Here is a 20,034-nt window from a genome sequence, read left to right on the forward strand (position 1 = left end):
ACTACCGTGGCCGTCGCTGGTCGTCGCATCTACTGCTCGAGTAACCTGCTGAGCGGATACGCAGTGCTGGTGAGGTCCGAGCGATCCGCGAGCAACCGCGAGAAGGGATGACTGTGACGGGCGGGCGGATGGTCGGGCTGTTCGCCGGTATCGGCGGGCTGGAGCTCGGCCTTGGCGACCACGGCTGGCACACCGAGCTGCTGTGCGAGATCGATCCCGGTGCGCAGGCGGTGCTCGCCGCGCGCTTTCCCGGAGTTCCGTTGCAGGCCGACATCACTCGGCTGCGTGCCCTACCCGCCGGTACCGAGCTGGTCGCCGCCGGATTTCCCTGCCAGGACCTGTCGCAGGCCGGACGCACCGCGGGCATCACCGGTAAGCGCTCAGGTCTTGTGGACGAGGTGTTCCGGCTGGTGCGCCGTCAGCGTGGGCCGCGCTGGCTGCTGATCGAGAATGTGCCGTTCATGCTGCAGCTGGGCCGCGGGGCGGCCATGCGACACATCACGAACGCGCTGGAGGAGCTCGGCTACACCTGGGCATACCGGGTGGTGGATGCGCGCGCGTTCGGGCTGCCACAACGCCGTCAGCGGGTGCTGATGCTGGCCTCGCGCACCGAGGATCCGCGCCGGGTGCTGTTCGCCGACGATGCCGGACAGCTCGATCTCGGTGACCCGGAACAGGATCCGTGCGGCTTCTACTGGACCGAGGGTGTGCGGGGGCTCGGCTGGGCGGTGAATGCGATCCCGACGCTCAAAGGCGGTTCGGCGCTGGGCATCGCGAGTCCGCCCGCGGTTCGGTTGCCATCGGGCGAGATCGTGACGCCGGGCATCATCGACGGTGAGCGGCTGCAGGGCTTCGACGCCGACTGGACCGAACCGGCGACCACGGTGCCCGGAATTCGGCACGGGCACCGGTGGAAGCTGATCGGGAATGCGGTGAGTGTGCGGATGGCCTCCTGGGTCGGCGCCCGGCTGGCCGAACCGCTGGACCCGATTCCGGGTGATGAGCCGTTGCCGGCGGGACGGCCGTGGCCGGTTGCCGCGTGGGGTCGCGCGGGCAGCGCCTATCGGGTGCCGGTTTCGACTTGGCCGGTGCACGAGCCATACGAGGACTTGCACCATTTCCTCACCGATTCGCGGCTGCTCTCGGCGCGGGCGACTGCCGGGTTCCTACGCCGCACCGGAATGGGCAATCTACGGTTCCCGCCCGGATTTCTGGCCGATGTGGAGAGTCATCTCGACCGGATGGGCGGCTGGGCGGCATGAGGTTACCGACGTCATGAACCCGGCTCGGCGTCCGCTCACCGATGCCGCGACCAGTGCGCGGATGGCCCGCCAGCGGCGCAGCGGTACCCGGCCCGAACTCGCGCTGCGCCGGGAATTACATCGGCGCGGATTGCGCTATTTCGTCGATCGTGCGCCCGTACGCGGGCAGCGTCGGCGGGCGGATCTGGTGTTTCCCCGGCTGCGCGTTGCGGTGTATGTGGACGGATGTTTCTGGCATCGGTGCCCGCAGCACGCGACCGATCCGAAGAACAACGCACAGTGGTGGGCAGACAAATTGACTGGAAATGTGGCCCGTGACCGGGCCACCGATGCGGCAATGGCGGCCGCGGGCTGGCTGGTGATCCGAGTGTGGGAACACGAGGACGCCACTGTGGCGGCCGACCGGATCCAGGCCGTATTGGCCGCGCGGCGCTAGCTGACCCTTTCGAGCGACCTGCAAGCAGTCGCTAGCCGACCCTTTCGAGCGACCTGCAAGCAGTCGCTAGCGGCGCTCTCGCACCCGAACCAGCGTGCGAGGCGCGTGTGCGGCCAGATAGCCCGACACCGCCATTACCGTCAGCACCAGCATTCCGGCGATGGCCGTTGTGATTCCGATCATGGGGACCTCCTCAGTTCTACCAACCATCGCCGACGGACCTGACAGAAGCCTGTGTTCGAGTTGGTAATGAGGTGTGTGGAAGACCTGTCGGTGCGGACACCCGCACCTACTGTTGAACACCGGACCAACCAGGAGGCGGAGAATGATCCAGTGACTGATAGCCGGACGCTCGCCGAACGCCACGTCCGGGTGGCCTGCGGGCTCATCGCGGTCGCGATCGCGATCGCCGGACTCTGCTATTCGTCGTGGTTGCTGGAGTTCGTACTGAAGATCGACGTCGATCCGGTCAACTCGTTCCTCAGTGAGCTCGATGCCGAGGGCAAACCACATCGCGAGTTGTTCGCGACCGCCGACAAGATCGTCGGAGTATTGCTGATGCCCGCCGCGATCGCCGGGCTGCTGTTATTTCCGCGTCGCAGATTCACCACCATCGGCTGGATCGCGCTGTTCTGCTTCGGCGCCGCGACCATCGGCGATGTGCTGCTCCCACTGCATGATTGCACCCCGCAGGACAAAGCCGAATGCGGCGGCGGTGGCAGCGAACTGTTCCCGCAATTGCATCAGCCGCACGCGCTGACCAGCACCATCGCGGTCACCGCTATCGCCGTCGCGACCTTCGCGTTCAGCGTGGCCGCCTTCCGGTATCACCGCTGGCGGATTCTGCGCGAGGCCGGTGTGGTGGTGCTGGTGATCGGGTCGGCGGCGACCGTGTGGATGTTGGTCGCCGACAACCTGACCGGCAATTACGCGCTCGGCATCGCCCAGCGGATCCAGGTCGGATCGATGTCGCTGTGGCTGATCACATTGGCGGCCGCGGTGATTCTGGAAGGCCGCGAATGGGTCGAGAGCGATTCGGGTTAGTCGACTTCGATCTCGACCGTGTGGGTGTCGAGTTTCGCGGGCAGTTCGGTGGTGTCGATCTCGAGGATTTCGCCGGTGTCCGGCAGACCGTTGGGCAGCGTCTTGGGCTTCAGGCCGAAGGGTGGCTGGTCGCCCTTGCCGGCGGCGAGGCCGAAATCGCTGTCATTGGCGATGTAGAGGGTTTTGCCGCCGTCGAGCGTGGCGACGCCCTCGATCTTATCGTGACCGAAAAACTTGCCGTCGGCGTTCAAGCTGGTGACCAGGGCGGCGAAATCCAGGTTCGCGGTCTTGGCGGCCGGGGTGATGCCCACCTTCTTCAGTGCCGCGGTTGCGTCATTCGTCGAAACGGGGCCGACCAGGGTTTCCAGCGGCTTGCCCTCGACCTGGAGGCCGCCACGTTCCGGATCGTATTGTGCGCCGGGGACCTTCGAATCCGGACCGACGTCGGTGGCAGCGGAGATATCGATTGTCCACAGTTTCTTGTCGGCCTTCGGGGGCAACTCGCCGTCGCGTTCGTCGACCAGGAAGGTGGTGGCGCTCAGCGCGGTGATCTCGGAGTCTGCGACCTTGGTGCGCTTGGGATCCTGCAGCGGGAGTATGAATTCCTTGACCGCCTTGGTCTTCAGGTCGACGGCGACGATGCGGGTCATCGGCACGTCCTTGGCCGAACCGTCGAGACCGGGGGTTTTCAGGGCGCTCTGTACGACGCCGACGAGGGTGCCACCGTCGGGTGTGATGGTCAGGCCCTCCATACCCTGGTTCGGGGTGCGCAGCGAAAGTTCTTTGGGCAGAACTGATCCCGGCGCGAATCGCTCGATTTCGGAACCCTTGGCGTCGAAATGCACCAGGAATGGGCCGTATTCGTCGCTGACCCAGAAGCTGCCGTCCGGCAGGGCGACCAGTCCCTCGGGGTCGAGGCCATGGTCGGTGGGCGGCAGGATATTTCCGGCGAGGTCCCTGATGGTTTCGCCGGTGCTCGCGGCGATGTCGACCTGGCCGTTGAACGGGGTGCCGCTGGCGGTGTGCAGATCGATCGTCGATTGCAGGACCGCGCGATTGCCGATCAGCTTGAATCGACCGATCCTGGGTACGAAACCCGGTGTCGGGGTCAGCTTCTCGTTCTTACCGGGACCGTCCACGTTGGGGCCGCGGTCGGTGAGTCCGTAGAACTCGCCCGGTGTGCCCGGTACCGGCGTCCATGCGGAGCCGTAACCGCTGGCCTGCACGGTAGTGCCACCGAATTCGCCGAGCGATGGAATGTCGGTGGTGTAAAGGCGAACCGCGTCGGTGGTGGTGACCTTCAGCTCGTCGGTGCCGCTATAACCCGGCTTCGGCTGGTAGACCAGCGCGCCGTCGAGGCGGCGGGTCAGTGTGCCGTGTTCCGGATCGGCGATCGTCACGGCGGCGGTGCCACCGGTGGCGGCCAGCAGGTCGTCCAGGGAGATCACCAGCGGCTGGTCCTTGGCCACGGTGAAGTCGGCCTTGGTGTCCGAGGACGAGCAGCCTGCGGCCAGCACGCCCACACAGAGGACGGCGACCGCGGTGATACGAGGGTGCGCTTTCACGATGTCTGCCTACCGCACATCTCCGACAAAAGCCCTACGTCCAAATGACCAGTTGATGTCATGCTTTCGCCATGGGTGATCGGATGAATATCGCGTCGGGATCGGAGTTCGAGGATATCGTCGGCTACTCGCGGGCGGTTCGGGTCGGCAATACGGTCGCCGTCAGCGGCACCACGGCCTCGCTGCCCGGCGGGAACGCCGTCGGCGGTGACGATATCGGTGAGCAGGCCCGAGAAGCATTGCGCCGCATCGGCACTGCGCTCACCGAGGCGGGTGCGAGCTTTGCCGATGTTGTTCGGACGCGGATCTTCGTCACCGATATCGCGCGCTGGCCCGAGGTCGCGAAGGCGCACGCCGAGGTATTCGGCGATATCCGCCCGGCCGCGTCGATGTACGAGATCAAGGCGCTGATCACCCCCGCACTGCTGGTGGAGATCGAGGCCGACGCAATTTGTGCGACGGTTCCGGGCTCGGATCGCTAATGTCGATCGGGTGACCAGCGACGCGCCGGAGACCACCGTTCAGCTCGAAACTGTCGCCGCGGCGACGAAACGTCTGCTCGACACCATCCGTGGGCTGGACGATGACGTGACAGTGCCGTCGCTGCTGCCCGGGTGGACGCGGGGACATCTGCTCGCACACCTTGCGCGCAACGCCGACAGCCTGGTCAATTTGTTGCTCTGGGCGCGGACCGGGATCGAAACACCGCAGTACGCGAGCATGTTCATCCGGGATGCCGATATCGAGGCGGGTGCGCCGCGGCCGCTTGCCGAGCAGTTGGCCGATAACGAAGCGGCGGCTGATCGCTGGCTGGCGCTCGCCGAGGCAATTCCCGAGGATGCGTGGACCGCGACAGTTCGGACCAGGCAGGGGCGGCCTATTCCGGCGACCGAGGTCATTTGGATGCGGCTACAAGAGGTGGAGATCCACCATGTCGATTTGGCGGCTGGCTACCAACCTGGTGACTGGCCAGCTGATTTCGTTGCTCGGTTACTTCCGCGCGCCGTTGCGGATCTGACGAAAGGGATTGCTGCTGAGGCTGATCCTGCGGCTGCTTTCGAGGTCCGAACCACTGATACGGGCTTCACGGCGACTGTTGGGGGTGGGTCTGCTGACCACGCCGTCAGCGGGCCCGCTTCCGCCGTGCTCGCGTGGCTGCTCGGCCGTTCCGAAGGTGCGGAGCTGAGCGGCGCGCTGCCTACTCTTCCCTCGTGGAAATAGCATCGCGAGGTGCGCAGCTCCGCACTGCAGTCTTCTCGCGTGCTGCGACGGGACCGGCAGTGCACGCGGTTCGGTGAAGCTGTCGCCCAAGCAGATGTCGCTGTTGCATGGAGCCTGTAGAGAAGCCCCCGGCTACGATGCGCCTCCACGCCTGATCTTCGCCTGTTGCAGGCCTGGTTTCTGGTTGGGCGCATGCCCTCGACCGGATCGGTTCGACACGGCGTGTGCGATGAAGACCAGCAACCAAACGAGGATCAAGGCGGCTACCAGTCCGAGGGTGTAGTTGCGGTCGAGGACCGTCGGGTTACTCGGCATGGCGTTGCGACGATCCAGGACCGGGAGGGCGATCAGCACCAGGGCGACCGAGCAGATCGCACCGCAGGCGGTGACGGCCCACCACGTGCGCGGTAGGAGATGGCGTGCCGTAAGTCCGATTGCGGCGCAGATCGGGGCGAATACCGCATCGTGGAGCAGGATTCCGCCCGCGAACCAGATCACGGCAGAAGTGAGATCTGTTGGGGGCAGGTGGAATAACGCGCTGATGCCAAACCAGCCGAGCCAGATGCCGACGAGCAGCAGCACAATGCGGGCCGCGATCATGGCAGCACCTCGATTTCGGACAGCCATTTCGTTTGCAGGACGCCGGGCCGGTTGGCGGCGATTAGACGGCAGGGGTAGCCATGGTCGAGATCGAGGGTTTCACCATTGATGGTCAGGGCGACCAGCGTGCTGTCGTCGACCGCATGACGTTGCGGGAGAATCGAACTGCCGTAGATGCCGGTCTGCTCCAGCGAGCGGAATCGGATATCGCCACCGGAATAGCCCCCGGCCGCCGTGAGCAGATCCAACAGGCGCACGCCGGACCAGTCTGCTCCGGCACTCCATCCTTCGACGCACGCAATCGGCAGACTGGCCCGAGTTTGCGGCAGGGAAAGCAGTTCGTTTCTGGTGAACTGGCGCTTCCGATCACCTATCGTCACCGTCAACCGGTATCCGGGGTCGCTCGCCCGCTCACCGATCCCCGCGGCCGCAGCGGATCGATTGACCGGAACCCCCTGCGGCCCACGCCCACTGCGCGGTGCGAGCACGGCGGCCCAGCGCAGGAATGGGATCGTCTGCCCGGCAACGGCCAAACCCGCTGCGACAGCGGCAATGCCCGTGCCGGTCAACACCGCGCGCCGTGAAATATGCGGCCGGGAATCGGTTTCGTCGGCCCTACCGCTCCCGACCTTCGTCTCGGACACCGCAACCGCTCCGGTCCGCAGCCCAGTGCGCGGTCTGGTGGGAGACCCGACCTCGGATTCCGTCAGCGGACGTTGCAGCGCGTCACGAATGACAGGCAGTTTGACGGCCAAATGCACCGCTAGCGCACCGGCGGCAAGGTAGGCCATAGCGTAGTGCGCGGTGGGGAAGAAGAACTTCCACGGGTAGTACTGGGCGATATTGAGGAGGCCGGTCGACAGTTGGAAGATGACAGCGCCGACCAGGATCGCGATGGAACCACGTTCGAGGATCCGCAACGGTGAACCGATGATCGGACGCTGAAACAGTCTGGGGTACACCGCCCAGAGCTTCACCAGCAGCAGCGGGATCGCTACGACACCCGAGATCACATGGGTGCCTTGGGTGACCCGATACATCCACGCGGGATGGGCAGGCCACCAGAACCAGCTCGGCGGATGCTGAATCCAGTGACTCAGCAAACCGGTGATGAAACAGAGCAGTATCGCGCTGCCCAGAGCCAGCCCTATTCGACTCGCGACTTCGGGTCCGCGCGCGGTCGTCATGACGCCCACCTACTACTTCCCGATCTCAACCAGGCAATATGCCGACCGGACACCTCCATTGCCGCCACCATGCGGAACCCGGCCGCCGCAGCCAATTCCTCGGCCCGATCTATCCCCACGCGCGCCCACGGAAACCATTCCCCCACTCGGTTTCTCGTCTCCAGCCGAATCGGATTCGTCACTACACCGACACCGGGACGAGCGAATTCGACCACCGCGATGCCATCGCGGGCAAGGAGCTCGCCCGCTCGGGTCAGCAGGCGGACCGGGTCACCACCGATCCCGATATTGCCGTCCGCGAGAATCGCGTAAGACCAACGGCCAGAGCCGGGCAATGGCCCGAACAGGTCCCGCTGCAATGCCGGCGCACCGCGAAATCTGGTGGTAGCCACGGCCATCGGCGAGATATCGACCCCCAATGCGATGATCCCGCGGCGCAGCAATGCTGCCACCAACCGCCCCGGACCACACCCAAGATCCAGCGTCGGTCCATCACAGCAGCAGGTCAGCGCTACATCGGCCGGACGGTCGGCATCGTCGAAGCCCAGCCAGCGCCGGGTGCGCAGCGGATGACGCCGTCCGTCCGCATCGCGCACCCAGCAGTCCTCACCCGCCAGCGCGAGATCGAAGATATCGCTCATCGGTGTGCCAGCAGGGCGTGGTGCAGCTGCTGAATCAGGCGCGCGAACCGCCCGTCGGATTCGCGTGCCACCTGGAGTGCGTCGGCGAAGGTGTCGACATCGTTGTAGCGCGGCAGCGAGCGCACGCGAAGCTCGCAGTGCCGCACGGCATCTCGGGTTAGCTCGCCGGTTCGATCAGTCGACATGGGAACGTCGACGAGTGCGCGCGCGGCCTGTGGTGTCGGCAGCCCGAGCGCCCACCAGCCGCCATCGTCGGCGGGGCCGAGCAGTGCGTCGCCGCGCAACACCAGCTCGCGGGCGGCCCAGCTCAGCACCTCCGGACCGATCTGCGGTGTGTCCATGCCGATCTGCAAAACCGGCAGCCCGTACCGCGCGGCATCGGCGTGTGCATTGGCCAGGCGCTCACCAAAAGATGCGCCGCGCTGCGGGATCACCTCGAAACCAGTTAGTGCCCTTGCTACTTCATCCGCACACTCGGCATCCGCGAGTTCACCGGTGAACGCGACGATGTGGTGTGCGACCGGACTCCGCGACATCGATTCCAAGGTATCCAGCAGCGATGCCGCGGCGACTCGGGCGGCGTCACGGGGCGAAAGCGGCGGTGTCAGACGAGTTTTGGCGAGCCCAGCAATCGGAGCCTTGGCAAGCACGAGCAGTGTCGCGGCGACGGGCGAGGGTCGAAAGTAGTTCATCGCAGCACCGCCAGGAAGTCGCGGGTCGCGCGCAGGGTGCCGAGCCACGATCCCGATACCTTCGAAACACCGCCCGCCCGTGGCCGATAAGCGATATCACGCTCGACCACGCGCCACCCCGCGCCTGCCGCGCCGATCAACAATTGCAGCGGATAGCCGGAGCGCGTGTGCAGCGGTCCGAGGGAAAGCAAAGCGGTGCGGCGGGCCACGCGCATGGCACCGATATCGTGCACGGGCAGTCCGTATCGGCGACGCAACCGCCCGGCGATAACCAGATTGCCGAGCCGCGCATGCCACGGCCATACCCCCCGACGCACCGGCTTACGCCGTCCGACCGCCAAATCGGCACCCGCACGCACCAATTCGACCAGCGGCGGCAACTCGCTCGGGTCCATCGATCCGTCACCATCGAGAAAGGCGACCAAATCCGTTCTGGTCGAGGCAATCCCGGCTTGCACGGCAGCCCCGTACCCGGGCCGCACCTCGGATACGACAGCGGCGCCGCATCGGCGGGCCACTTCGGCCGTCGCGTCGGTCGAGCCATTGTCCACGACCAGCACATGGAACCCTGCCGGGATGGCCGCGAGCACATCTGGCAACGCCTCAGCTTCGTCTCGGCACGGGATGACAACGGTCACGCCGTCCGGGTTGTGGAGGGTCTCGGTCACCTTTCCGACGCTATGTCAGCCCGGCCGAATCGAGGCCGAAAAACTGGTGACGAAACAGTGACATCCATGTTCAGAACCGCTCGAGCACAGGTTTTCCGCGTGATGCGGCCTTATCGTGAGGTTCGTGCATGACGTGACGGAGGCCCCGACATCCCCACGCGGCCGGATACGTGGCGAGTATCTGGGAGCAGGTATTGCCGCAGTGCTCACTCTGGCAGCATTCCTGGTCCCGCGAATTGCCAGCGAACAGTGGCGGAGCAAACTTTACGCGGGATCAGCCCCCATCTTCGGCAACTGGTTGCCGCACGTCGGCTGGGGTTCGGTACCGGCCATCGCGATCGCGATACTGGTTATCCGATTCGGTCCAGCAATGGCGCAGTGGCTGCCTTGGCGGCGACTGCTCACGGTGTCTTGGGTGGCTGCTATGGCATGGGCTTTCGCCTTGGCCATGATCGACGGCTGGCAGCGCGGATTCGCCGCAAGACTCACCGACGGCCACGAATATCTGTACGAGGTCCCCGCCGTCCGCGATATTCCGGCCATGCTGCGCGGGTTCTCCGACCGCATTCTGGATTTCCAACCGGATTCCTGGACGACCCACGTCTCCGGGCATCCACCCGGCGCGCTGCTGTTCTTCGTCCTACTCGATCGCATCGGCCTGCGCGGCGGCGCATGGGCGGGACTGGCTTGTCTACTGATCGGATCCAGTGCGATCGTCGCGGTCGCGGTCACCCTGCGCGCGCTCGGTGCCGAGGATCGAGCACGACAGGCATTGCCGTTCTTGACGATAGCGCCCGCTGCGGTGTGGATCGCGGTTTCGGCGGACGCCATGTTCGCGGGTGTCACAGCATGGGCGGTGGCACTGCTGGCTATCGCGGTCCGACGGCCGTTGGTCGCCGTTGGCTCTGGTGTGCTGTTCGGGCTCGGCAGCTATCTCAGCTACGGCCTCGTGATCATGGTCGTTCCCGCCCTCGCGGTCCTGATCGCGGGCCGAACCCTCCGGCCGCTGCTGCCTGCCGCGCTCGGCGCGCTGATCGTCGTGTCAGCCTTCACGTTGGCCGGCTTCTGGTGGCTGGATGGCTATCACCTGGTGGTCGAGCGGTACTACCAGGGCATCGCCGCCGAGCGTCCGTACGCGTACTGGGTCTGGGCGAATCTCGCCGCCACCGTCTGCGCGGTCGGCCTGGCCACCGCCGCCGGTCTACCGAGCGCGCTGCGCAGACCATTCGATGCGACCGCGCTCTTGGTGGTGGCGGCATTGTGCGCGATATTGGTGGCAGACCTCAGTGGCCTGAGCAAGGCGGAGACCGAGCGCATCTGGCTGCCGTTCGACCTCTGGCTACTCGCCGCGACCGCGTTTCTGCCACGGTCCAGCACCCGCGTCTGGCTATTTCTGCAAGCGCTGGGCACCCTCGTACTCGCCCACACGATCCTGACGAATTGGTAATCCATGTGCATTCTGATCGCCGACGACGACCCGCTGGTTCGTGATGTGGTGCGACGCTACCTCGAACGCGACGGGCTCACCGTCGTGGAAACCTCGGATGGCATCTCGACCCTGGCACAACTCACCGAACCCACCGGCGACCCCATCGAGCTGGCCGTCCTGGACGTGATGATGCCCGCCCCCGACGGCATCGAAATCTGCCGCGCGGTGCGTTCCGGCCCACGCCCGGACACCCCGATCATCCTGCTCACCGCGCTCGGCGACGAGGACGATCGTGTGCTCGGGCTGGAAGCGGGCGCCGACGATTACGTCACCAAGCCGTTCAGCGCCCGCGAGCTCGCGCTGCGGGTCGCCTCGGTGCTGCGGCGTTCGCAGGCGCCGCGGCAGCCGAGTACGGAGGTCCTGCGCGACGGTGCGGTCGAGGTGCGACCGGGTTCGCAGTCGGTGCTGGTGGACGGCAGGCCGGTCGACCTGACCGCGCGCGAATACGATCTGCTCGTCTTCCTGCTGCGTCATCCGCACCAGGTGTTCAGCAGGGAGGAACTGCTGGCCAAGGTGTGGGGCTGGGATTTCGGTGACCTGTCCACCGTCACCGTGCATATCAAGCGTCTGCGGGCGAAACTCGGTGCCCGGCACCGAATCGAGACAGTCTGGGGCCGCGGCTATATCTGGGGCCGGAATGGAGAATCCAGTGCCTGAGAACACCCTCCAGTTGATCGGCTACGCGCTGGCGTGTTCGCTTCCGATCGTCGCCATCGGCGCGACGATCCTGCGCACCACCAGCAATCGCTCCATGACCGCGAGCATGGCGGTGCTGGTGCTGATCCCGACGCTGTCCACGCTGGCAGGCATTATCGGGGTCAGCGGATTGATGTTCACCGATGAACTCGAGCGCACGGCGGTCGTGCTCGCGGTCGTCGCGGCGGTCACCGTGCCCGCCGCACTGCTACTCGGCCGAGAGCAGGCCCGAAAGACGGTCTGGGAGAAGCAGATCCGCGAACAGGAGCGGATGGCGGAACACTCACGCCGCGAACTCGTCGCTTGGGTGAGCCACGACCTGCGGACCCCGCTGGCCGGTATCCGCGCGATGGCCGAGGGCCTGTCCGACGGCGTAGTCACCGGCACCGACGACGTGGCACGTTACGCGGAACAGATTGTGCGCGAAACGGATCGGCTGTCGGTCATGGTCGATGACCTGTTCGAAATGTCGAAGATCAATGCGGGTGCGTTGCGTTTGGAGCTGGAGCCGGTCGATCTGCGCGAGTTGATCGATGAGGTACTGGCCGCCAACCGACCGAATGCCGAACGTGCCGAAGTCCTCCTGCATGCCGAACAACCCGACTCCGAAATCGTTGTCGCGGCGAGTGATCGCGCCCTCGGCCGTGTGCTGACCAACCTCGTCTCCAACGCGATCGCCCACACCCCACCCGGTGGCCAGGTCGCGATATCCGCAGGTACCTCCAACGGTCAGGCTTGGGCACGCGTCGACGACACCGGCCCCGGCATCTCCGAGGCCGATCTGCCACGAATATTCGAAGTCGCCTACCGCGGTACCGCCGCTCGCTCCCCTGTCGCCTCCGACGGTGTGTCCTCCGGGAGCGGTATGGGGCTCGCGATCGCAGCGGGACTGGTCGAAGCCCACCACGGTGATATCAGCGCCGAGAACCGAGAGCAGGGCTGCCGCTTCGAAGTTCGACTACCGCTCAGCGGAAACTGAATTACGCCACCGGCGCGCCCGCCCCCGCAACCGCGCGCAGCGGTGCGAACGCGAACTCGGCAAGGCCGTCGAGTGGATCCACCTGCGCGGTGAATCCCAGAATGCGTTGTGCCTGTTCGGGGCTCGCGACGATATGCCGCACATCGCCGGGGCGATAGCGTCCGGTGATCACCGGTTCAGGACCACCGCGCGTCGCGGCCAAGGCGCCCGCGACCGCGCCGATAGTGATCGGACGTCCCGAGGCGATATTGAGCGGAACGAACCCGGTATGCGCATATTCGACCGCCGCGAGATTCGCCGCCGCGATATCGCTGACGTGTACGAAATCCCTCGCCTGCCTGCCATCTTCGAAAACCTGCGGCGGCTCGCCCGCTTCCAGCGCGGATCGGAAGATCGCGGCGACTCCGGAATACGGTGTATCCCTTGGCATATCGGGGCCATAAACATTGTGATAACGCAACGCGGTGACCCCGGATTCGGTTACCGCCGCCCACGCGGACGCGTAGTGCTCCTGCGCCACTTTCGCCGCCGCATAGAGGCTCCGCGGCCGCAACGGCGCATGCTCCGGCACCGGCACCCAATTCAAAGCCTCATCCGAATCCGGATCCCGATGTTCGAACATCCCGTCCTCGAGATCCCCGCGTCGGCGCACCCCGACCTCGACGGCCCGAGCCCCGCGATACCGCCCCTCCCCATAAACCACCATCGACGAAGCCAACACCAGCCGCCGACACCCAGCCCGATCCATCGCCGCCAATAAAACCGCGGTCCCCAGGTCGTTATGGCTCGCGTAAGCGGGCGCATCCTGCGCGCTCACCCCTGCACCCACGACCGCCGCCTGATGACAAACCACATCAATCCCCCGCAACACCGAATCCAGCGCAGCCGCATCCCGCACATCGACCAACCGCACGTCCTCCGGAACAACCGCGCCAACCCCGTGCGCCGCAGGCAACATCAAATCAGCCGCCACCACCTCGTGCCCCGCCCGCACCAGCTCCCGATGCACCCGGGCCCCGATAAACCCCGCAGCCCCCGTCAGTAGCACACGCATGTCACCACCACCCCAGATCGCAGTGCCCGACCCGCCCGCTACCCACTCCGTCGTTTAGTGAGGTCATGCCGCTGATTCTGCTGCCAACACCTCGATATTCGCCGCAACCCGCCCACGCCGTCAGACTTTCGTCACGATCCCGGACTGCGCTGCGGGTCCATTCAGCGCGCCGCCCACACACGCACCAGCAGCGAGTCAGTTGCCCCCGCTACTCGATAACACCCTCGATTGACGGTGGCCAGCCGCGTGGGATCGGGCGCTACGGCACAGCGTTCGGCATTCGGCCGACCAAGCGTTAACGGGCGAGGCGGTGCGTGCGCTGATCACCGCAGCGTCGGCGCGAGCCGAAGTGCCGAAGCTACTTCAGGGCCGCAGGCCCAACCCGGCACATCTCCCGAGTGCCGGTCAAGCATGCTCGAAGCCGCTTGGTTCTCGAGCGCCGCGGGAAAGGTAGCGCACCGGGGGTGGGGTTCGGTAGCCGAAGGCCTTGATGAAGCGGGCGCCGACTCGGGCTTGGCCGGCTTCGAGCGCTTCGGCCCCTACGGTATTCATAACTCGGTTGATGACGTTGAAAAGGGTTGCTACCCAGACGGCTTCGTCGAAAGCTTCGGCGGTGACTCCGGCCTCGCGGACTTTATCGGCGTCGCCGGAGGTGAGGCCGTCGGGGTCGCGGACCATTTTTCCGACGAATTCGAGCATGGCGTGGGCTTCGGGGCGCAGGGGTGAGTTGTCGCCGTCTGCCAGTGCTTCATCGACCAGGTTTTCGGCGATGTAAGCGCCCGCGATGCCGCGGTGGGCGGACTGGCAGAAAGGGCATTCATTGGACTGCGAGGCCCTGGTCGCGAAGATTTCGCGTTCGGCGACGGTCCAGCAGGACGGTCCGCGCATGGCGTCCTGGATGAGGTCGGATAGCGGGGTGCCGAAGTAGCGGTGGCGATAGCAGATGACCTTCATGACCGCGGGAACCTCGGTACGGCCCAACCGCTGCATGGTCGCGAACATGATTCGGGCCGGGAGTTCTTGGCCGGATTCGACTGCGTCGAGCCACATTCTACCGACCTTCCCACGAACGGCGGGCGGCACGCAGCCGTCGATCGGCGGCGCCGTAGGCCGCGACCACGGCCGCCTCGAAGATCTCGTCGTCGCTACGACCCGCCTCGGCCAGCATCGTGATGTTCTTTTCGGTGAGCCGATACGAGCGTTCGGCGACCAGCTCGACGAAGTCGGCGAGATCATCGGGGACCCCGGCCGCCCCATCTTCCCCCGATGCCCGGGCCCGAATCGACCGCCGCACCTCGACCGGCAGCCGCCCCGGCGCACCTTCCAGATGCGCGCCGAATTCTTCCCATTGCGAGCCCATGGAACGCCGTGCCATGGCCTCATTCTTGTCCATCAACCGCACCACCGCTGCCGAACGAAGATCAGATTTCGCCTTCCCCGCCGAAGTCCCGCCGCACGAAATTCGGGCGCAGCTCCGGCTCGGGTTCGTCGTAGTAGCGGTGGAAGGTCGGGGTCACACCCGATGAAATCGGCGGATTGATCCAGCTCCAATCGGTCGGACATTTGCGACCCGCGGCCTGCTCGCGACTGACATGGTCGCAGAACTGCTTGGCGACCGTGTGATGGTCGACGATATACACTCCGGCCTTCCGAAAGCTGTGCAGCACAGCGCGATTCAATTCGACCAGCGCCTGATCGCGCCACAGTGAACGCTCGTGTCGGGTATCCAGGCACATCATTTCGGCGATGAGCGGCAGCATGTTGTAGCGGGTCGTGTCACTGAGATTGCGTGCGCCGATTTCGGCTCCCATGTACCAGCCGTTGAACGGTGCGAACGGATAGGTGATACCGCCGACTTCCAGGTTCATATTCGAAACAGCTGGCAGCGCATGCCATTTCAGGTCGAGACCGGCGAACCAGTCGAATTCGGGATGCTCGAGTTCGACCTCGCGGGCCAGTTCGGGCGGGACGTCGAACCAGCGGATCGGCTCGTCCGGTGTGCTGATGAGCACCGGCAGGATGTCGAAGGGCGTGCCCGCGCCGCGCCAGCCGAGCTTCATGGCGAATTCGGTGATCGCGATATTGGCCGGATCGCCGGTTACCGTGCCGTCGCCGTTGCGATAGCCGGCGTAGCGGATGAGTTGTGGGCTGACGATGCGGAATTCGCGGCCGTCGGCCTGGCGCGGTGGTCCGACGGTGATCATCGATTGGATGGCGCCGCCGTTGGTCGCCATATGCAGGTGCTGCCAGCACACCTCGGCCAAGTCGCGGGCCGAACGCACTCGCCGTGCGTCGAGCAATTTCAGTGATCGCCAGTGTTTTCGCCCGACGCAGCGGGCGTGGTTGCGCCATGCGAGCTTGGCGCCGATGAGGATTTCCTCGGCGGTCTGCACGTAGCTGCCGGTTTGTTGGAGTTGCTCCAATGCGGCGCGGCGGCGCTGCGCGGATAGATGCGCGAGTTCGGGCAGTCGAAAGAACTCATCGCACTCCCGCATCCGCCTTTTCAGATCGAGTCCGAAAGGTTTTGTGTCAGCGGTGCTTTCGAGCGGCATGACAGGTAACGCTTGATTCACGGTGTTCTCCGGTCGGGCACGAGGTACTGCGGCTAAACAGACAGGCATTGATCGAGCAGAGAATTTCGCGCACAGGGCGCAGCTGACACCGGGCTACGCCGGAGGTCCGCGCGGTAGCCTCCGCGTTGCGGAGAACCCGCATGCGACAGACGGTTCAGGAAGCGGGGTCGCGCAGGCTGTCGGTTTGCCGAGCACGCGCACAGCAGCATGACCTGACTGCTGCCGTTTGCTGTGCACGATCATGCTCGTCCCAATCGACGCCTGAAAACGCCCGCACAGCAGCCTAAGACCGGTGTGCTGGCCGTGTGCCTGAATTCGCCGTAATGCCTGTTCGGAATCCGCCAGGCACCAGTGCCTCGTCCTGGCGCGCCCACTTTCGCATTTCTGGCAGGATGGGCGGCATGCTGTCTCGGCGCGAGGTGCGGCGTTGGGTATCCAGCGCCATAGTTAGCGTCGCACTGATTGCCGGTGCGGCGATGTTCGGCCCACCCCAGGTGCTAGCAGCGCCGGGCGATCAGCCCCGCCCGAATACCGGTTCGGCGGATGGTCCCTCCCCCGCGGAGCCCATCGTCCCCGGCGTGACGCACGCTTCGATCGATCGGATCGTGCCCGTCAACGACCGGTGGCTGCGGGTGTGGGTGAACTCACCCGCGATGAGTCGCGCCGTCGAGGTACAGGTGTTGCTGCCGCGTGAGCAGAACCATCCGCGCCCGACCGTCTACATGCTCGACGGGCGCAGCGCCGAGGCGGAGAGCAACAACTGGACCGAGCTCGGGCACGCGGACAAATTCTTCGAAGACAAAGACGTGAACGTGGTGCTGACGGTCGGCGGACCGGCCAGCTTCTACACCGACTGGCAGCGCCCGGACCCGGTGCTCGGCACCAATATGTGGGAAACCTTCCTGACGAAGGAACTGCCGCCGCTTATCGACGCGAAATTCAACGGCAATGGGCGCAATGCCGTCATGGGCGTCTCCATGGGCGCCGAGGCCGCGATGATGCTGGCCTTCCGGCAGCCGAAGCTGTACACGGCGATAGCGGCGCACAGCGGGTGTTTCTCCATGGGAACCGATCTCGGGCAGGCACAGGCTCGCGCGGTGATCGCGACCTATCGTGGCGGGCCGGACAATATGTTCGGCGATCAGCACGATCCCGCCTGGCTGGACCATGATGTGCTGCTGCACGCGGAAGCGTTGCGCGGCAAGGCGATCTATCTGTCGGTCGGCAGCGGACTGCCCGGTAAATATGACACCCCGAACAACCCGGATGTGGTCAGCACCATCGGATTCGGCGGTCCGCTGGAGGCCGCGACAAATGCCTGCACCCGCAGGCTGGCCGATCGGCTCACCGCGCTCGCGATTCCGGTGACCGCGAACTTCCGGGCGACCGGGACGCATTCGTGGCCGTACTGGGCCGATGAGTTGGGTTTGTCGTGGCCGACCATCTCGCGGGCGTTGGGTCTTTAGCCGATTCCGAAGCGCGCCAACACATCCGGATCGGTCGCGAACCGCAGGAACTGCTCGTTCTCGTGCGGCTCACCGGCGGTCACCCGTACGCCATCGGTGCCGTACGGCCGCAACAGCACCCCTGCCTCCGCGCTCACCTCGCCGTATTCAGCGCTGCGCTCGCCCAGCGGCAGCCACAGGAAGTTCGACTCACTCGGCGGCACCTCGTAGCCCGCGGCGAGCAGTGCGTCGCGGATCCGATCGCGTTCGACGACGAGACCGTCGGTGCGGTCGAGCAGTTCGTGCCGCGCCTCCAGCGAGGCGATCGCGGCGGCCTGCACGACCCGGTTAACGCTGAACGGGATGTGTACCTTCATCAGCGCGGTGATCACCGCCGGATCGCCGACCGCATAGCCCGCGCGCAGCCCCGCCAGACCGTACGCCTTGGAGAAGGTCCGCAGCACAATGACATTCGGCCGATTCCGGCCCAACTCGACACCATTCGGGCGCTGCTCCGGGGTGAGCCGCATATATTCGAAGTAGGCCTCGTCCAACACGATCAGCACGTGCCGCGGGACCGCGTCCAGGAAGCGGACCAGCTCGGCCTCGCCGACCGCGGTGCCGGTCGGGTTGTTCGGGTTGCAGACGAAGATCAGCTTGGTGCGCTCGGTGACCGCGGCGACCATCGCATCCAGATCGTGCACATGCTCCGGGGTGAGCGGCACCTGCACGGAGGTCGCATTTCCGACCTGGGTGACGATCGGATACGCCTCGAAGGAGCGCCAAGCGAACAGCACCTCGTCGGTCGGTGCGTCACAGGTGATCTGCACCAGTTCCTGACACAGCGCGACGCTGCCGCACCCGACCGCGACGTTCGCCGAGGAGACGCCGAGGAAGTCCGCGAGGGCCGCGCGCAGCTCGGTGACCTGATTATCCGGATAGCGGTTCGCCAGTTCCGCGGCCTCGGCAATGGCCTTCGCGGCGGACGGGAGCGGACCGAAGGTGGTCTCGTTGCTGGCGAGCTTGACCGCGCCGGGATGGTTGCGGCCGGGGACGTACGCCGGGATCGAATCGAGGTCCGGCCGGATGTGCGCTGTCACCGTTCAACCATATGCCGGGTACCGGAAAATCTGCGCGTCAGGGCCGCTCACGTGCAATTTCTCGCGAAGATCAGCAGATCCACCTACCCTTGTTTCATGTCGGGCATTTACGACGATATTGCGCCGCTACGTAGTCGCGACGAGATCATTTCCGGTTCGCACCCACAACAATCGACCGACGATCGGCCTCGGACCGCCAGCGCACAGGTACCCATCACGGTCGCCGAGCCGGAAGGCAATGCGCGCGGCGGCATCGTGATGCTGCACGAAGCCCGGGAGTTCACCGGGCCATTGCTGGAACTCATGAAAGCCCTGGCGACCGAGGGTTGGACGGTAGTCGCGCCCGATCTGTTCCATCGCATCGACGGCGAGCCGGCGAACGAGGTTTTCGGCGACGAGCTCTTCGACGATTTCGACGCCTGCTTCGACTGGCTCACCCGCCGCGGCGTCTTCCCGGACTGCATCGGCGTGCTCGGCTTCGACCATGCGGGCACCGCGGCCTTCCTGGTGGCGACCAATCGCCCCGTCGGTGCCGCGGTCAGCGTTGCCGCGGCCGGCATCGTCGAACCGCTCACCGACGAGGCCGATGCCCTCATCCGCGCGGCCCCCGATCTGCAGGCGCCATGGCTCGGGCTCTTCGGCTCCGACGACCCGGACACCCCACCCAGCCAAGTTGATCAACTCCGCGACGCCACCGCCCGCGCCGCAGTCGCCAGCCTCGTCGTGACCTATCCGGGCCTGCACCACCGCGCCGACCGACCCGGCGGCGACGACGACTTCGATCTCATCGATTCCCAGACCCGGATTTTCGACTGGTTCGACAGCAATCTTCGGTGATTACCTGGCGTTTTGCGATCTGGACGTCGGCTACTGTAACCTTCCTGTTCGGCGGTTCGAAAGGACCGGTGCCCTCGAAGAGAAGGCTCCAGGAGGCGTGCCAGAGCGGCCGAATGGGACTCACTGCTAATGAGTTGTCCCTTCACGGGGACCGGAGGTTCAAATCCTCTCGCCTCCGCCACACCCCGGTTCGCCGGGCTATATAACTGAACACAAGCATGCGCCCGTAGCTCAACGGATAGAGCATCTGACTACGGATCAGAAGGTTAGGGGTTCGAATCCCTTCGGGCGCACTTCACTCGCCAGCGGCTCATGCTCACGAAGAGCGTGAGCCGTTGCTCGTTTCGTCGTGTTTTGTGGGGGTGGAACCCCCACACCCCCACCCCGGAGGGCTTCGCCCCCGGGTGGATTCGGCAGCGGGTTCGGTTCGGCTCCCATCGGGCGGGCTCTTATTCAGCACCACTCAGCCTTTGGAAATCGCTGACCGTCAACTGGCATGGGTCACAGCGTCAGCCCATTACTCGCGAGCAATACCTCGACCTCGG

At 65.5% G+C, this 20,034-nt stretch carries 21 protein-coding genes and 2 tRNA genes; 12 read left to right on the top strand and 11 right to left on the bottom strand.

The annotated features are described in order from the left end of the window. Positions 1 to 107 precede the first annotated feature (107 nt). The 3 genes from ACIBJI_RS38690 (at position 108) to ACIBJI_RS38700 (ending at position 2,742) form a co-directional block, all read left to right on the top strand. The gene (locus tag ACIBJI_RS38690) at positions 108 to 1,262 is read left to right on the top strand and encodes a DNA (cytosine-5-)-methyltransferase (RefSeq protein WP_364356973.1); all 1,155 of its coding nucleotides are present in this window, start codon (positions 108 to 110) and stop codon (positions 1,260 to 1,262) included. Between the two features lie 13 nt (positions 1,263 to 1,275). Then, positions 1,276 to 1,698, top strand: a complete 423-nt coding sequence (locus ACIBJI_RS38695) for a very short patch repair endonuclease (protein WP_364356976.1) — start codon at positions 1,276 to 1,278, stop codon at positions 1,696 to 1,698. A gap of 333 nt (positions 1,699 to 2,031) precedes the next feature. Beyond that, entirely contained in the window at positions 2,032 to 2,742 is a 711-nt protein-coding gene (locus ACIBJI_RS38700) for a DUF998 domain-containing protein (protein WP_364356979.1), read from the top strand. Here ACIBJI_RS38700 and ACIBJI_RS38705 read toward each other — a convergent pair. Then, complete coding sequence (locus ACIBJI_RS38705; RefSeq protein WP_397088036.1) at positions 2,739 to 4,307, bottom strand: esterase-like activity of phytase family protein; 1,569 nt, start codon at positions 4,305 to 4,307, stop codon at positions 2,739 to 2,741. The two genes, ACIBJI_RS38700 and ACIBJI_RS38705, sit on opposite strands and share 4 nt — an antisense overlap. A gap of 71 nt (positions 4,308 to 4,378) precedes the next feature. Between ACIBJI_RS38705 and ACIBJI_RS38710 the strand changes: the two genes are divergently transcribed. Next, positions 4,379 to 4,789, top strand: a complete 411-nt coding sequence (locus ACIBJI_RS38710; RefSeq protein WP_364356985.1) for a RidA family protein — start codon at positions 4,379 to 4,381, stop codon at positions 4,787 to 4,789. A 10-nt stretch (positions 4,790 to 4,799) separates the two neighbouring features. Further along, the gene (locus ACIBJI_RS38715) at positions 4,800 to 5,528 is read left to right on the top strand and encodes a maleylpyruvate isomerase family mycothiol-dependent enzyme (RefSeq protein ID WP_364356988.1); all 729 of its coding nucleotides are present in this window, start codon (positions 4,800 to 4,802) and stop codon (positions 5,526 to 5,528) included. A 132-nt stretch (positions 5,529 to 5,660) separates the two neighbouring features. Here ACIBJI_RS38715 and ACIBJI_RS38720 read toward each other — a convergent pair whose 3' ends face one another. Genes ACIBJI_RS38720 through ACIBJI_RS38740 form a run of 5 tightly spaced genes read right to left on the bottom strand, consistent with a single transcriptional unit; the run spans position 5,661 to position 9,316 of the window. Next, on the bottom strand, positions 5,661 to 6,128 hold the full coding sequence (locus ACIBJI_RS38720; RefSeq protein WP_364356991.1) for a hypothetical protein: 468 nt from the start codon (positions 6,126 to 6,128) through the stop codon (positions 5,661 to 5,663). Next, the gene (locus ACIBJI_RS38725; RefSeq protein ID WP_364356994.1) at positions 6,125 to 7,315 is read right to left on the bottom strand and encodes a molybdopterin-dependent oxidoreductase; all 1,191 of its coding nucleotides are present in this window, start codon (positions 7,313 to 7,315) and stop codon (positions 6,125 to 6,127) included. The genes ACIBJI_RS38720 and ACIBJI_RS38725 overlap by 4 nt, the downstream gene beginning before the upstream one ends. Next, complete coding sequence (locus ACIBJI_RS38730) at positions 7,312 to 7,956, bottom strand: class I SAM-dependent methyltransferase (protein ID WP_364356997.1); 645 nt, start codon at positions 7,954 to 7,956, stop codon at positions 7,312 to 7,314. The genes ACIBJI_RS38725 and ACIBJI_RS38730 overlap by 4 nt, the downstream gene beginning before the upstream one ends. Next, the gene (locus tag ACIBJI_RS38735) at positions 7,953 to 8,648 is read right to left on the bottom strand and encodes a DUF2064 domain-containing protein (protein ID WP_364357000.1); all 696 of its coding nucleotides are present in this window, start codon (positions 8,646 to 8,648) and stop codon (positions 7,953 to 7,955) included. Before ACIBJI_RS38735 ends, ACIBJI_RS38730 begins: the two co-directional genes overlap by 4 nt. Then, a complete protein-coding gene (locus ACIBJI_RS38740) occupies positions 8,645 to 9,316 on the bottom strand; it encodes a glycosyltransferase family 2 protein (RefSeq protein ID WP_364357003.1) in 672 nt (223 codons plus the stop codon). The genes ACIBJI_RS38735 and ACIBJI_RS38740 overlap by 4 nt, the downstream gene beginning before the upstream one ends. A gap of 124 nt (positions 9,317 to 9,440) precedes the next feature. On the opposite strand from ACIBJI_RS38740, the gene ACIBJI_RS38745 reads away from it, so the two are divergent. The 3 genes from ACIBJI_RS38745 to ACIBJI_RS38755 are packed head-to-tail and all read left to right on the top strand — an operon-like array spanning position 9,441 to position 12,480. After that, positions 9,441 to 10,763 (top strand): hypothetical protein, encoded by a 1,323-nt coding sequence (locus ACIBJI_RS38745; RefSeq protein WP_397088039.1) that lies wholly within the window; start codon positions 9,441 to 9,443, stop codon positions 10,761 to 10,763. A gap of 3 nt (positions 10,764 to 10,766) precedes the next feature. Further along, positions 10,767 to 11,462: a response regulator transcription factor gene (locus ACIBJI_RS38750; protein ID WP_396960109.1), complete on the top strand. Its 696-nt coding sequence runs from the start codon at positions 10,767 to 10,769 to the stop codon at positions 11,460 to 11,462. Continuing rightward, entirely contained in the window at positions 11,455 to 12,480 is a 1,026-nt protein-coding gene (locus tag ACIBJI_RS38755) for a HAMP domain-containing sensor histidine kinase (protein ID WP_364357009.1), read from the top strand. Before ACIBJI_RS38750 ends, ACIBJI_RS38755 begins: the two co-directional genes overlap by 8 nt. Before the next feature lies 1 nt (position 12,481). Here the strand turns inward: ACIBJI_RS38755 and ACIBJI_RS38760 are convergent, their stop codons facing one another. The 4 genes from ACIBJI_RS38760 to ACIBJI_RS38775 all read right to left on the bottom strand — a co-directional run bounded on the left by ACIBJI_RS38760 (position 12,482) and on the right by ACIBJI_RS38775 (position 16,086). Further along, on the bottom strand, positions 12,482 to 13,534 hold the full coding sequence (locus tag ACIBJI_RS38760) for an NAD-dependent epimerase/dehydratase family protein (RefSeq protein ID WP_364357012.1): 1,053 nt from the start codon (positions 13,532 to 13,534) through the stop codon (positions 12,482 to 12,484). A 405-nt stretch (positions 13,535 to 13,939) separates the two neighbouring features. Then, positions 13,940 to 14,584 (bottom strand): carboxymuconolactone decarboxylase family protein, encoded by a 645-nt coding sequence (locus tag ACIBJI_RS38765; RefSeq protein WP_397088041.1) that lies wholly within the window; start codon positions 14,582 to 14,584, stop codon positions 13,940 to 13,942. A gap of 1 nt (position 14,585) precedes the next feature. Beyond that, positions 14,586 to 14,927 (bottom strand): hypothetical protein, encoded by a 342-nt coding sequence (locus tag ACIBJI_RS38770; protein WP_364357018.1) that lies wholly within the window; start codon positions 14,925 to 14,927, stop codon positions 14,586 to 14,588. 28 nt (positions 14,928 to 14,955) lie between these two features. Next, on the bottom strand, positions 14,956 to 16,086 hold the full coding sequence (locus ACIBJI_RS38775) for a nitric oxide synthase oxygenase (protein ID WP_364357021.1): 1,131 nt from the start codon (positions 16,084 to 16,086) through the stop codon (positions 14,956 to 14,958). A gap of 422 nt (positions 16,087 to 16,508) precedes the next feature. Between ACIBJI_RS38775 and ACIBJI_RS38780 the strand changes: the two genes are divergently transcribed. After that, entirely contained in the window at positions 16,509 to 17,573 is a 1,065-nt protein-coding gene (locus ACIBJI_RS38780) for an alpha/beta hydrolase family protein (protein WP_364357024.1), read from the top strand. Here the strand turns inward: ACIBJI_RS38780 and hisC are convergent. Continuing rightward, on the bottom strand, positions 17,570 to 18,652 hold the full coding sequence (hisC, locus tag ACIBJI_RS38785; RefSeq protein ID WP_397088044.1) for a histidinol-phosphate transaminase: 1,083 nt from the start codon (positions 18,650 to 18,652) through the stop codon (positions 17,570 to 17,572). The two genes, ACIBJI_RS38780 and hisC, sit on opposite strands and share 4 nt — an antisense overlap. Before the next feature lie 96 nt (positions 18,653 to 18,748). Here hisC and ACIBJI_RS38790 point away from each other — a divergent pair, with 96 nt between their 5' ends. From ACIBJI_RS38790 to ACIBJI_RS38800, 3 genes are all read left to right on the top strand, one after another. Further along, complete coding sequence (locus tag ACIBJI_RS38790) at positions 18,749 to 19,489, top strand: dienelactone hydrolase family protein (RefSeq protein ID WP_364357030.1); 741 nt, start codon at positions 18,749 to 18,751, stop codon at positions 19,487 to 19,489. Positions 19,490 to 19,580: 91 nt separating this feature from the next. Further along, positions 19,581 to 19,670, top strand: a tRNA-Ser gene (locus tag ACIBJI_RS38795). Positions 19,671 to 19,709: 39 nt separating this feature from the next. After that, positions 19,710 to 19,782 (top strand) — tRNA-Arg (locus ACIBJI_RS38800). Positions 19,783 to 20,034 lie beyond the last annotated feature (252 nt).

Origin of the sequence: Nocardia sp. NPDC050408 (assembly GCF_044458905.1) — a bacterium.
Taxonomy (GTDB): domain Bacteria; phylum Actinomycetota; class Actinomycetes; order Mycobacteriales; family Mycobacteriaceae; genus Nocardia.

What these genes read in the sequence shown, in the direction of transcription:
- ACIBJI_RS38765 (WP_397088041.1), bottom strand. Translation starts at nt 14,584, where the DNA reads ATGTGGCTCGACGCAGTCGAATCCGGCCAAGAACTCCCGGCCCGAATC.
- ACIBJI_RS38780 (WP_364357024.1), top strand. Translation starts at nt 16,509, where the DNA reads ATGCTGTCTCGGCGCGAGGTGCGGCGTTGGGTATCCAGCGCCATAGTT.
- ACIBJI_RS38725 (WP_364356994.1), bottom strand. Translation starts at nt 7,315, where the DNA reads ATGACGACCGCGCGCGGACCCGAAGTCGCGAGTCGAATAGGGCTGGCT.
- ACIBJI_RS38720 (WP_364356991.1), bottom strand. Translation starts at nt 6,128, where the DNA reads ATGATCGCGGCCCGCATTGTGCTGCTGCTCGTCGGCATCTGGCTCGGC.
- ACIBJI_RS38710 (WP_364356985.1), top strand. Translation starts at nt 4,379, where the DNA reads ATGGGTGATCGGATGAATATCGCGTCGGGATCGGAGTTCGAGGATATC.
- ACIBJI_RS38730 (WP_364356997.1), bottom strand. Translation starts at nt 7,956, where the DNA reads ATGAGCGATATCTTCGATCTCGCGCTGGCGGGTGAGGACTGCTGGGTG.
- ACIBJI_RS38790 (WP_364357030.1), top strand. Translation starts at nt 18,749, where the DNA reads ATGTCGGGCATTTACGACGATATTGCGCCGCTACGTAGTCGCGACGAG.
- ACIBJI_RS38775 (WP_364357021.1), bottom strand. Translation starts at nt 16,086, where the DNA reads ATGCCGCTCGAAAGCACCGCTGACACAAAACCTTTCGGACTCGATCTG.
- ACIBJI_RS38735 (WP_364357000.1), bottom strand. Translation starts at nt 8,648, where the DNA reads ATGAACTACTTTCGACCCTCGCCCGTCGCCGCGACACTGCTCGTGCTT.
- ACIBJI_RS38690 (WP_364356973.1), top strand. Translation starts at nt 108, where the DNA reads ATGACTGTGACGGGCGGGCGGATGGTCGGGCTGTTCGCCGGTATCGGC.
- ACIBJI_RS38695 (WP_364356976.1), top strand. Translation starts at nt 1,276, where the DNA reads ATGAACCCGGCTCGGCGTCCGCTCACCGATGCCGCGACCAGTGCGCGG.
- ACIBJI_RS38770 (WP_364357018.1), bottom strand. Translation starts at nt 14,927, where the DNA reads ATGGACAAGAATGAGGCCATGGCACGGCGTTCCATGGGCTCGCAATGG.
- ACIBJI_RS38760 (WP_364357012.1), bottom strand. Translation starts at nt 13,534, where the DNA reads ATGCGTGTGCTACTGACGGGGGCTGCGGGGTTTATCGGGGCCCGGGTG.
- ACIBJI_RS38750 (WP_396960109.1), top strand. Translation starts at nt 10,767, where the DNA reads ATGTGCATTCTGATCGCCGACGACGACCCGCTGGTTCGTGATGTGGTG.